Here is an 11289-nt window from a genome sequence, read left to right as displayed (position 1 = left end):
TGTTATTCTCCATAAAATGCATCTGATAAGGCTTTTTCATCATCTCTAACCTGATAGCGACTGTCGCCCATATCGGCGTAATTTAGATAGAGCTGATTTTCATCTAAGACACTAATGAGTATTTGCTTTCTGTCGTCTAGGCTGATTTGATTGTCGTCTTTGTCTTTTTTATAGGCTTTTTGAAATTTTTCTTTATCAAACCAAAATTTAAAAAACGCATTTTTTGCCATTTCATTATAGACCGTATCCAGCTCACCCATGGTATTTGCGACTAGGATTTTATCAATAAAATATTGATTGTATTTTTTAAGTTCAAAATAACAAAACGACCCACCGCCATTCCAATCTACCGCTTTGCTAATACCGCCTTGTTCTCCCTGCAATACTTTTAACAGGCGAGTTTTGGTAATGTCATCAATATAATCCATCTGTTCAATGCCAATCCAACGCCGACCCATTTTATGAGCGACCGCACAAGTTGTACCAGAGCCTAGATGATAGTCTAGGACGATGTCATTTGGGTTGGTTGTTAAAGCAATTATTTGATGAATTAGACTTTCAGGTTTTGTGTATTCAAAGGTTCCTTTTGGAAATAAATCATTCATATGTTTGGTTGCATTATCATTCGAATAAAGACTTTCGCTGAATTCAAGTGTTGATGTCGCTCTTGTTCTTTCTTTTTCAACAATCTGATAATCCCCATTGATATTTTCAATTTTAACATTTTGATAAGTTTTGGTATAAATTCTTGCACCGTTTTTCGTTCTCTTTATTTCAATAAAGCCATTATTTAAACCAAACTCAAATAAGTCTTTACTCCAACGCCACGCCCAGTCAGCTCTTAGATGATTACCATTTTTTCGTTCTATGTATCTTTCTTTGTTGCCACCAGCATAAAATACTTCACCATTTATTTTTATTGGATAATCTAAGGAGCTAGAATATTGTAAAGAATCATAATCTAAAGTCTGATTTAGTTTGTAAAAACCTCTTGTTTCAAAAAATTCATCTTGATTTTTGAATCCTTTATCGTTATGCAGCATAGGATAAAAACCAGTTTTTTTGTTTATTTTTGAGTAAACTAAAACATAATCATGATTGTCAGCAAAAACATCAGTCGATTTCCCACCCTTTTTGGTTACTCTTGGCAAACAAGTTACAAAATTTTCTCGTAGAAATAATTCGTCCATTAAAACTTTTAAATATGCATTCCCATCCTCATTGGTGTGTACAAAAATCACCCCATCATCGGTTAATAACTCTTTTGCAATCTCTAAGCGGTTCTTCATGAATATCAACCAAGAAGAAAATTTGAAATTTGAATTATATCTGAATGAATCTTGTGGTTTTGCTTCTTTAAAATAATAAGGCGGGTCTATATAGATGAGTTTGATTTTCCCTGATAGGCGGGATTTTAAAGAGTGTAGGGCAAGTAGATTATTGCCTTTGATAAGTAGATTTTGGGCAAGATTGCCATTATCATCAAAAAATTTTACTTGACTGTTTAATAAGTTAGGCGATAATGGTTGGTTGGTTGGTTGGTTGGTTGGTTGGTTGGTTGGTTGGTTGGTTGGTTGGTTGGTTGGTTGGTTGGTTGGTTGGTTGGTTGTCACCATTGTGTGCATGATAGGCGAAGTTTGTCAATACCTTTGGTTCAAAAAGGGTATCAATATCTCGTCCGTCCATTTCTAGGTGTAAAAAGCGTTCTTCTCGCCCTGTGTCTTCCTTATTCATACCTGCTTCTAGGACGGTATCTTTAAAGGGGAAATTTAGCACTACATCATCGTTATATGTTAAAAAGCCTGTGCGCTCACCTGTGGCGAACAGTCCGATCTTGTTGCTGTATGTGGTGTAGCGACCTTTTTTGAGTGAATTGTCTGACATAAAAACTCCTTAAATAAACAATACCCACTAGTATAAACAAACCTGTTCCAAAAAGAAAGTGATTTTAAAAACAAACCCCCAATTTTCATTGAGGGTTTGTTTTTGAATTAAAGCAAAAGATTATTTATCATCTTTAACTTCGGTAAACTCAGCATCTACCACACCGTCATCGGCAGGTTTGGCTTGCTGTGCTTGACCTGCGTCCGCACCCGCACCGCCTTGCTCTTGGCTATAGATCTTGGTACCGATTGGTAAGAATGCATTGTCAAGGGCTTCTAGCTTGGCTTTGATGGCGTCCAGGTCATCTTCTTTGGTCGCAAGTTCTAGCTCGCTGATTGCCGTTTCTACCGCTTGTTTTTCTTCATCAGTCGCTTTATCGCCATTTTCTTTTAGGGCTTTTTGTACCCCTGCGATACGTCCGTCCGCTTCGTTACGCACGCCCGCAAGCTCGGCAAACTTCTTATCCGTTTCTGCATTGGCTTCGGCATCACGCACCATTTGCTCGATTTCCTCTTCTGACAGACCTGAGTCCGCTTTGATTTGGATTGATTGTGATTTGCCAGTGCCTTTGTCTTTGGCAGAAATATTCATGATACCATCTGCGTTGATGTCAAAGGTAACTTCAATCTGTGGCACGCCTCTTGGTGCTGGCGGAATGTCGGTTAGGTCAAAGTTGCCCAAAAGTTTGTTTTGGTTAGCGATTTTACGCTCGCCTTGATACACTTGGATAGACACCGCAGGTTGGTTGTCGGCAGCGGTTGAAAACACTTGTGATTTTTTGGTAGGAATCATCGTGTTTTTCTCAATGATTGCTGTCATCACACCACCCATCGTCTCAATGCCTAGGGTCAATGGAGTTACGTCAAGCAGTAGCACGTCTTTTTTGTCACCAGAGAGTACCGCACCTTGGATAGCGGCACCGATTGCCACCGCTTCATCAGGGTTCACGTCTTTTCTTGGCTCTTTACCAAAGAACTCTTGCACTTTTTGTTGGACAAGGGGCATACGGCTTTGACCACCTACCAGAATCACGTCATCAATGTCGCTAGCCGATAGACCAGCATCTTCTAGGGCGATTTTACATGGGGCAATCGTGCGAGCCACCAGCTCTTCGGTCAAGGCTTCTAGTTTGGCACGGCTGATTGTTACTACCAAGTGCTTAGGGCCTGTGGCATCTGCGGTGATGTATGGCAAATTCACTTCGGTAGACGTTGAGCTTGACAGTTCAATTTTGGCTTTTTCGGCAGCTTCTTTTAGGCGTTGCATGGCAAGCGGGTCGCCTTTTAGATTGACGTTTTGCTCTTTTTTGAACTCGTCCACAAGGTAGTCAATCAAAGCAATGTCAAAGTCTTCACCGCCTAGGAACGTATCGCCGTTGGTAGATAGCACTTCAAACTGCTGTTCGCCGTCCACGTCCGCAATCTCAATGATAGACACGTCAAACGTACCACCACCCAAGTCATACACAGCAATGGTGCGGTCGCCTTCTTTTTTGTCAAGACCAAAGGCAAGGGCGGCGGCGGTTGGCTCGTTGATGATACGCTTAACATCAAGCCCTGCGATACGTCCTGCGTCTTTGGTGGCTTGACGCTGGGCGTCGTTAAAATAAGCAGGCACGGTAACGACCGCTTCGGTTACGGCTTCGCCAAGATAATCTTCGGCGGTTTTTTTCATTTTTTTCAAAACTTCAGCAGAGATTTGTGGCGGTGCTTGTTTTTTACCGTTCACTTCTACCCACGCATCGCCATTGTCGGCTTTGACGATTTTGTAAGGCACAAGACCGATGTCTTTTTGTACCGCTTGTTCGTCATAACGGCGACCGATAAGACGTTTTACGGCAAATAGGGTGTTTTGGGGGTTGGTAACTGCTTGGCGTTTGGCAGATTGACCGACTAGGGTCTCGCCGTCTTTGAATGCCACGATAGAAGGCGTGGTTCTGGCACCCTCTGCGTTTTCAATGACTTTGACGTTGCCATTTTCTAGGACTGCCACACAAGAGTTGGTTGTACCTAAGTCAATACCGATAACTTTACCCATAATTTTTCTCCGATTTGTTAAGTGAATTTCTGGCAAATTTGCAAAACAGTTTTGCCAAACTTGCTCTGTTATATTTGTATCAAATTTGGATTTTCAAGAGAAATTTTTTAAAAATTTTAAAATTTATTTTGTTAAAATTTTGTGTTAATGCCTTGAAAATATTGGATAAATCCATAAGGGAATGGCTTTTAAATATGTTATTGTAAGGTGTGTACAATACACCAAATCAACGCTCAAATCTTAAAAACGGTGCGTGACATGCACCTTACAAACTTCCCTATGATTTAAAATCACGCCCCCACCAGCACCATCGCAGGACGAATGGAACGCTCGTTTAGGGTGTAGCCTTTTTGTAGGACTTGCCCGATGATGTCTTTTTCGGCTTCTGGGAAAATGCCCACCGCTTCGTGCAAATCAGGGTTGAAACTCTCACCCACTTCGCCCACGGCAACCACGCCATTGCGTTCTAGGACGCTAAGCAGAGATTTATGGGTCAAGCGCAAGCCTTCAAGCACGCTCTCATCCGCCCCTGCTTGTTCGCTCGCTTGCAAACCACGCTCCAAGTTGTCCACGACGTCAAGCAGTTCTTTGGCGAACTTTTGTAGGGCGAATTTTTTTGCCTTTTCGGTTTCTTGTTCCATACGGCGTTGGGCGTTGTAGCTCTCGGCATTGGCACGGGCTGCCGCGTCTTTGGCATCGGCGACTTCGGCTTCAAGCGTTTCAATGGTGGCAATCAGCTTGGCAAGCTCGTCCGTCTGTGCCTGTTCGGTTTGCTCGTTTTCGTTTAGGATTGGCTCTTGTTCGCTCATGGTGTTCTCCAAATGGGATAAAATTCCCCTTATTGATAAAGGTTATGGGGCAAAATTTCAAGGGATAATGTCGGTTTGGGCAAAAATTTTGTTATAATGGGGCAAAATGCAATTAGGATATGCCATGCTGATTTTAGACCTACCGCCCAGCGTAGAACAAACGCTCATCGCCCACGCTCACGCCCAAGATTTAAGCGTAAGCCAATACGTCCAAAACCTATTGCCAAAAGCCGGCCAACAGCCCCATGAAAATTTGGCATGGGAGCATGGTAAAGAGCTGTTTGGGCAATTTGCCGAAAGTGAAGACGGTACGTTAAGCCAAAATGTCAAAACGTTGGTTGCACAAAAGGTATTGGAAAAATATGGCAAAAATATTGATTGATACGAGCGTTTTTGTGGCGTTGTTTGATAATAAAGACAAGTATCATAAAAAGTCTGTTCAATTTATCAAAGACAATAAAAAGCCGTTAATCACAAGTTTGGCGTGCGTTACTGAAACCTTATTTTTGTTAAAAAACCCAATGAACCGTAAAGGGTTTTTAAATTGGTTGCATTTGGCACGCATTGAGATTGCTGAATTTAGCCATAAAGACATGCCAGCATTGGCGGAGTTGATGAGCCAATATAGCAACGTTCCAATGGATTTTGCGGACGCCTGCCTTGTGCATTTGGCACAGCGTGAGACGTTAAGCCACATTGCCACCATTGACAGCGATTTTCGCATTTATCGCATTCATGGTTATTCCTTTCGTGTAATGATTTAATTTTGGAAAAATGACAATGACCCAAAAACCCTTTAAAAAAGACCCCAAAAAAGACCCCAAAAAAGACCTTCAAAAAAACAAAAAACCCACCCAAAAACCCAAAAAACCCACCACACCCCATTTTTATGGGACGCACGCCATTAAAGCAATTTTAAACACTCGCCCAATGGATGCCAAAGCCCTATTTGTACAAAGTTATGACAATCATCACAATGATAACCATGATGAGATTATCGCCCTTGCCACATCGCTTGGCGTGTCGGTGCAAACCGCCCAAAAAGACACGCTGACCGAGCTGTGTGGCAGTCCCCAACATCAAGGCGTGGTGCTGTCGGCACGCTCTCGCCCCATGTTGGACGAAAGTGAGCTTGATAGTCTAGCAGGGCAGGATAATGCGGTGTTTTTGGTGTTAGACCAGATTACCGACCCGCACAATTTTGGGGCGTGCTTGCGTACCGCCAGTGCGATGGGCGTAACGGCGGTCATCGTGCCACGTCATCAAAGCGTGGGGCTAACACCAACGGTTGCCAAAGTCTCGGTAGGCGGAAGCGATGCCGTGCCTGTGGTGGCGGTAACCAATTTGGCACGGTGTTTGGAGAAGTTAAAATCGGCAGGCGTGTTTGTGTTTGGCACGGCTCTTGATGAGAGTGCCAAGCCCTTGCAGGCGTGTGATTTTGGCGGAAAAGTCGCCATTGTCATGGGGTCAGAGGGGGACGGCATGAGACGGCTCACAGGCGAGCTGTGTGATACGCTGGTTTATATCCCTATGACCGATAGCCCCGACCGCCCCCAGAGTCTCAATGTCAGCGTGGCGACAGGTATGGTGCTGTGGGAGGTTTTTAGAAGCCGTTAGGATAAGTGGGTTGGCTTATTATGTCTTATTTTGGATACACAAGGGGTAAATTGCCATTTGCCCTGTGAAAAATATGAATGTATTGCACATTTATAAGGTAAAAAATTATCTTAATTGGCTAATGCCTTGCATTTTTAAAAAACGCCTATTTGCCAATTACCAAATCCAAAATCTACCCTCATTTATCCAATCGCCCCACCCCAACTTTGTCTTTTGTAAAAGCATAAAAGACAGATAAAGTAACAATAATCATACCTAAGCGTTTTATATCATTAAAAATTTTTTGCAATCATAATAGCGATTTTTATGTTTTTTTGGTATGATATGCCGTATTTTTTCGCCAAGTGATTTTGTAAGCAATTTTTTAAGCGATTTTGGGTGTTGGACAGTTAGCACGCCCATTTGATGACTTTGCCAACATTTGCTAACGGCGTTTTATTTTTCAAAATAAAGAGACACACAATGAAAACCACACGCACCACTTTTTTGATGACTGCCCTAATGGCGTCCATGCTTGCCCTAACAGGCTGTAACAAAGACGGCGATACCGCCAAACCTACCAGCACCGCAAACATCAGCGAACAAAGCCCTGAAATGGACAAAATCAGCTACATCTTGGGTCATGATGCAGGCAGAAACCTAAAAGAAATGGATGGCGAGATTAACCCAAAAATCATCTCAGCAGCACTCTCTGAAGGCTTTGAAGGCAAAGAGAGCAAATTTACCGATGAGCAAGCTCGTGCCATCTTTGAAGAATACCAAAAACGCAAAGAGGCAGATGCGGTCAAAGAGCTAGAAACCAAAGCCAAAACCAACAAAGAAGCAGGAACAAAATTCTTAGAAGAAAACAAAGCTAAAGAAGGCGTAAAAACCACACCATCAGGACTACAATATAAAGTCATCACCGAAGGTACGGGGGCTAAGCCTAAGGCGACGGATGTGGTTGTTACTCACTATGAGGGCAAGACCATTGATGGCAAGGTCTTTGACAGCTCTTATGAGCGTGGCGAGCCTGCCCAGTTTGACCTAGGTCAGATGATTCCAGGGTTTAGAGAGGGTGTTCAGCTCATGCCTGCTGGTAGTAAGTATGAATTCTATATGCCGTCAGAGTTGGGCTATGGCGAGGCAGGTTCACCGCCAGTCATTGAGCCAAACAGCGTGCTGATTTTCACCGTTGAGCTACTAGACGAAGCCAGTGCCAAAAAGGCAGCTGCCGATGCCCAAGCCAAAGCCGAAGAGCAGATGGCAGAGATGATGAAGCAGTTAGAGGCACAGGCAACCCAAGGCGAGCCAAAGGCGGAAGCTGAGCCTGCTAAAAAATAACACCAACATGGGTGACGCCGACCCAAGCAAACCAAGTGCGTCGTGACGGACTTGGTTTTTGTTTTTATCAGACTGATTTTAAACCAAATACCCAAACACATCCAAACCAATTATCATGACCACAACCGACCGCACACCTGCCTTGATTCATGAGACTGTCTTGTTACACGAGACGGTAGCAGGCGTGCTTGGTGTGTCTGATTTGTTGGGTGTGTCGCCACAGACAGGCGTGTATGTGGACGCAACCTTTGGACGGGGCGGACACAGTCGGCTATTGCTTGATTATTTAACCGCTGATAGCACGCTCATCGTGTTTGACAAAGACCCACAGGCGATAGTGGTAGCAGACGAGCTTGCCAAAACCGACAGCCGTGTGGTGGTGGTGCATGACAGTTTTGCCAGTCTTAATGAAAGCCTAGCAAAACTTGGCATGAGTCAAGTGGACGGCATCATGGCGGATTTGGGTGTGTCTAGTCCACAGCTTGATGACGGTGCTCGGGGATTTAGCTTTATGAAAGATGGGGTGGTGGATATGAGAATGGACACCAGCCGTGGGCAAAGCGTGGGGCAGTGGCTTGAAGTCGTGGACGAAGAGACGTTGGCAAACGTGCTATATGACTATGGCGAGGAGCGTCATAGCCGTAGAATCGCCCGTGCGATTAAGGCGATGGAAAATTATGATTCTACGTTAGAGCTTGCCGAGACCATCAAAGAGGCTCACCCTGCTTGGCAAAAAGGCAAGCACCCTGCCACCCAGAGTTTTCAAGCCATGCGGATATTTATCAATAATGAGCTTGGCGATGTCAAGGATTTTTTAAATCAGACCCTAACCGCCCTAAAATCAGGCGGACAGCTGGCCGTCATTAGTTTTCACTCATTAGAAGACCGTATTATCAAGCAGTTTTTAAATAATCACAGCAAAGGGCGACATGAAGGCGATGATAAACTACCTATACCGCCAAAACGTCCCAAATATTTTGATAAACCCTATCGCATTGCCCCAAGCGATGATGAGGTGCGTGCCAACGTGCGAGCCAGAAGTGCCTATTTGCGTGGGGCAAGGCGAAATCAGACGGCATTTGTATCATTCAATTGACCTATCCAATTGATTCATTATCGCCATGATTTGCCCCATTTAATTTATCATTTAAACCATTATAAATCACAACCCATGAATCTAAGCACTGACAGCGACTTACATGAATACACGACCGAGCCGATGAGCTTGGTGGGGTTGTATCGGCTGATTGTTGCCGGATTACTGCTTGGGATTCTCATCACAGGGGTGATGATAGCCACACAAACCCAAAAACGCCATCAGACCTATCAAGAACTTACCCGCCTAAGACAGCAACTGGTGAACATGCAAGTCGAAGAGAGTCGCCTGCTCATCGAACAGCAGACATTTAGTGCAACCCCACAAGTGGCAAGACGTGCGGTGGGCGAGCTTGGCATGCATTATCCAACCAAAAAAGAGCAGATAAATCAAGACGAATGGGACGAGCTTGGTAATTTGGGCAATCTAGACAATACGGGGGTGTCTCATGAGTAAAAACGACCAAACCCCAAAACAGCCCAAACACCCAAAAAACCAAAACCGCTCAGGGCAAAAGACAAGCACGTCCCCCAAGAGTGATATTGGCGAGAAACTAAGCAAAATCGGCAGTCTGGGCAAAAAGCTGGACAAAAGCCATGCAACCAAACGCACGCCTGACACTCAAGAGTCAGCCCAAAACCCTCTGAAAAAAACACGCAAACGCAAAAAAAACTCGGGTGTCTCGCTGTTGGGCGGACTTCAAGATGTGGGGCGTTATAAGATAGTTTGGGCGGTGATGGCGGTGTGCTTTTCGGCACTCTTTGCTCGTGCTTATTGGCTTCAAATCGCCAATGCCGACTACTACATCAGCCAAGGCGACAAACTCATCACCAGTAAGCGAACCATCACTGCCCATCGTGGCAACATCTATGATACCAACGGAGCTCCTCTTGCTGCCAATGCCCCTTTAACCACGGTGATTTTTAGTCCTTATGACTATGCTTTGGCGTATTATGATTTGCAAAAGAAAATCAAAAATACCAAAAGCGAAGAGCGTCGCCAAAAGCTGGTGCAAGAGCTTGATGAGATGAATCTAGAAACGCTGGCGACTGCCAGTGGTGTTTCACGTGAAACATTAGAACAAGCAGTACATCTAAATGGGGCGGTGGATTTGGATGATCCAGAAGCCATCAAACAAGCCCTGCCATCGGGGACGGGGTCTAAACGACTGGTGCTACTTAACCGAGTCGCCCCTGAGGTGGCTCAGCGAGTCACCATGCTGGGCTTTAAGGGTGTGTTTAGAGAGACGAGCGAGAAACGCTACTATCTACAACCTGAAATCATGGCACAGATATTGGGCTATATGGGCTACTCCCAAGATGACCCGCCTGTCTATGGGGGGCGAGCAGGCATAGAAGCTAAATACGACAAACAGCTGACAGGACAAAACGGTCAAGTGCTAAGCCTGCGAGCGGTGCAGGGCAGTATCGGCGACATCAAAGAACTCTCGCCCATGATGGCAGGGCAGGACATTCATCTGACCATAGATTCACGGTTGCAGTATATTTTGTACAAAGAGCTAGAAGAGCTTGGACGGGTGCAGTCGGCACGGTCAAGCTCGGGCATGATTGTCGATGTGCAAACAGGTAACGTGCTTGCCATGGGGTCGTGGCCGTCTTTTAACCCGAATGATTTGTCAAAAAGACACGGGGCAAGCGAGCGGAACCGCCCTGTGCTGGACACCTTTGAACCGGGGTCGGTGGTCAAGCCTTTGACGGTGGCGGCCGCCTTGGAGTCGGGGCGGTATAGCACCCGAACACTCATTGACACAGGGGCAGGTAGCATGAGACTTGGTGGGTATAGCATTCGTGATGGCGGTCGCTATGGAGCGATTACCATGGGGAAGCTCATCCAAAAGTCATCTAATGTCGCATCCGCCAAAATCGCCCTAGATTTGCCCCCTGACGCCATCGTGAACATGCAAAGAAAGTTCGGCTTTGGGCAAAAGACGGCTTTGAACCTACCTGCTGAGTCGGCAGGCGTGCTACACACCCCGACCGCCAAAGATGTCACTCGTCGTGCCACGCTGGCATACGGCTACGGGCAGTCGGTCACGCTGGCTCAGATTGCAGGGGCGTATGCGGCACTTGCCAATGGGGGCAAGATGAATCATCTAAGACTGGTTAAAGAAGAATCCGTCCCTGCCCCAGAGCAGGTCATTAGCGAGCAACACGCCAAAGACATCACCAACATGATGATTAGCGTGACCGAAAAAGGCGGTACGGGGACAGCGGCTGCCATTGATGGCTACTATGTGGCAGGCAAGACAGGCACGTCACGTCGCACCAATCCAGCAGGCGGTTATTATACCGACCAATACCGCAACGTCTTTGCAGGGTTCGCTCCTGCGACCAGTCCCCGTTTTGTGGTGGTGATTTTGGCAGAAGACCCAAGACAGGGCAAGTACGCTGGACAAACCGTCGCCCCTGTGTTCGCCAAGGTGATGAAAGAGACACTTAGAATTTATAACGTGCCATTTGACAAACCACTAGATACAAACCAGTAAGCTGTTTTACCATTTTA

Annotated in this window: 11 protein-coding genes; 7 read left to right on the top strand and 4 right to left on the bottom strand. The window is 45.4% G+C overall.

Going from position 1 to position 11289, the window contains the following annotated elements:
* Window positions 1–2: 2 nt before the first annotated feature.
* The 4 genes from LP107_RS13415 to grpE all read right to left on the bottom strand — a co-directional run bounded on the left by LP107_RS13415 (window position 3) and on the right by grpE (window position 4730).
* The gene (locus LP107_RS13415; RefSeq protein WP_264682793.1) at window positions 3–1616 is read right to left on the bottom strand and encodes a DNA methyltransferase; all 1614 of its coding nucleotides are present in this window, start codon (window positions 1614–1616) and stop codon (window positions 3–5) included.
* Window positions 1513–1884: a PT domain-containing protein gene (locus LP107_RS13410; protein WP_264682791.1), complete on the bottom strand. Its 372-nt coding sequence runs from the start codon at window positions 1882–1884 to the stop codon at window positions 1513–1515. The genes LP107_RS13415 and LP107_RS13410 overlap by 104 nt, the downstream gene beginning before the upstream one ends.
* 120 nt (window positions 1885–2004) lie before the next feature.
* The gene (dnaK, locus tag LP107_RS13405) at window positions 2005–3921 is read right to left on the bottom strand and encodes a molecular chaperone DnaK (protein ID WP_078273644.1); all 1917 of its coding nucleotides are present in this window, start codon (window positions 3919–3921) and stop codon (window positions 2005–2007) included.
* 290 nt (window positions 3922–4211) lie between these two features.
* Window positions 4212–4730 (bottom strand): nucleotide exchange factor GrpE, encoded by a 519-nt coding sequence (gene grpE, locus LP107_RS13400; RefSeq protein WP_078273643.1) that lies wholly within the window; start codon window positions 4728–4730, stop codon window positions 4212–4214.
* Window positions 4731–4836: 106 nt separating this feature from the next.
* Here grpE and LP107_RS13395 point away from each other — a divergent pair, with 106 nt between their 5' ends.
* From LP107_RS13395 to LP107_RS13365, 7 genes are all read left to right on the top strand, one after another.
* Window positions 4837–5112, top strand: coding sequence for a hypothetical protein (locus tag LP107_RS13395; RefSeq protein WP_112742730.1), 276 nt, complete (start codon window positions 4837–4839; stop codon window positions 5110–5112).
* Window positions 5093–5494, top strand: a complete 402-nt coding sequence (locus tag LP107_RS13390) for a type II toxin-antitoxin system VapC family toxin (protein WP_158079613.1) — start codon at window positions 5093–5095, stop codon at window positions 5492–5494. Before LP107_RS13395 ends, LP107_RS13390 begins: the two co-directional genes overlap by 20 nt.
* A gap of 16 nt (window positions 5495–5510) precedes the next feature.
* The gene (gene rlmB / locus LP107_RS13385; RefSeq protein WP_112742729.1) at window positions 5511–6347 is read left to right on the top strand and encodes a 23S rRNA (guanosine(2251)-2'-O)-methyltransferase RlmB; all 837 of its coding nucleotides are present in this window, start codon (window positions 5511–5513) and stop codon (window positions 6345–6347) included.
* A gap of 462 nt (window positions 6348–6809) precedes the next feature.
* Window positions 6810–7670: a BamJ family beta-barrel-assembly machinery protein gene (locus LP107_RS13380; RefSeq protein ID WP_112742728.1), complete on the top strand. Its 861-nt coding sequence runs from the start codon at window positions 6810–6812 to the stop codon at window positions 7668–7670.
* A gap of 112 nt (window positions 7671–7782) precedes the next feature.
* Window positions 7783–8766, top strand: coding sequence for a 16S rRNA (cytosine(1402)-N(4))-methyltransferase RsmH (gene rsmH / locus LP107_RS13375; protein ID WP_410173943.1), 984 nt, complete (start codon window positions 7783–7785; stop codon window positions 8764–8766).
* Between the two features lie 75 nt (window positions 8767–8841).
* Window positions 8842–9222 carry a cell division protein FtsL gene (gene ftsL, locus LP107_RS13370; protein WP_228157725.1) on the top strand — a complete coding sequence of 127 codons (381 nt, stop codon included), beginning with the start codon at window positions 8842–8844 and terminating at the stop codon, window positions 9220–9222.
* Entirely contained in the window at window positions 9215–11272 is a 2058-nt protein-coding gene (locus LP107_RS13365) for a peptidoglycan D,D-transpeptidase FtsI family protein (RefSeq protein ID WP_112742726.1), read from the top strand. The genes ftsL and LP107_RS13365 overlap by 8 nt, the downstream gene beginning before the upstream one ends.
* Window positions 11273–11289 lie beyond the last annotated feature (17 nt).

The organism is Moraxella bovis (assembly GCF_025985205.1).
Taxonomy (GTDB): Bacteria; Pseudomonadota; Gammaproteobacteria; order Pseudomonadales; family Moraxellaceae; genus Moraxella; species Moraxella bovis.
Note: the sequence above shows the minus strand (reverse complement) of the source record. Positions and strands in the feature narration are given on the sequence as shown.

Bases quoted from the DNA above. Each gene is read 5' to 3' on its own strand.
- LP107_RS13380 (WP_112742728.1), top strand. From the start codon at position 6,810: ATGAAAACCACACGCACCACTTTTTTGATGACTGCCCTAATGGCGTCC.
- rlmB (WP_112742729.1), top strand. From the start codon at position 5,511: ATGACCCAAAAACCCTTTAAAAAAGACCCCAAAAAAGACCCCAAAAAA.
- dnaK (WP_078273644.1), bottom strand. From the start codon at position 3,921: ATGGGTAAAGTTATCGGTATTGACTTAGGTACAACCAACTCTTGTGTG.
- grpE (WP_078273643.1), bottom strand. From the start codon at position 4,730: ATGAGCGAACAAGAGCCAATCCTAAACGAAAACGAGCAAACCGAACAG.
- ftsL (WP_228157725.1), top strand. From the start codon at position 8,842: ATGAATCTAAGCACTGACAGCGACTTACATGAATACACGACCGAGCCG.
- LP107_RS13415 (WP_264682793.1), bottom strand. From the start codon at position 1,616: ATGGTGACAACCAACCAACCAACCAACCAACCAACCAACCAACCAACC.
- LP107_RS13395 (WP_112742730.1), top strand. From the start codon at position 4,837: ATGCAATTAGGATATGCCATGCTGATTTTAGACCTACCGCCCAGCGTA.
- LP107_RS13410 (WP_264682791.1), bottom strand. From the start codon at position 1,884: ATGTCAGACAATTCACTCAAAAAAGGTCGCTACACCACATACAGCAAC.
- LP107_RS13365 (WP_112742726.1), top strand. From the start codon at position 9,215: ATGAGTAAAAACGACCAAACCCCAAAACAGCCCAAACACCCAAAAAAC.
- LP107_RS13390 (WP_158079613.1), top strand. From the start codon at position 5,093: ATGGCAAAAATATTGATTGATACGAGCGTTTTTGTGGCGTTGTTTGAT.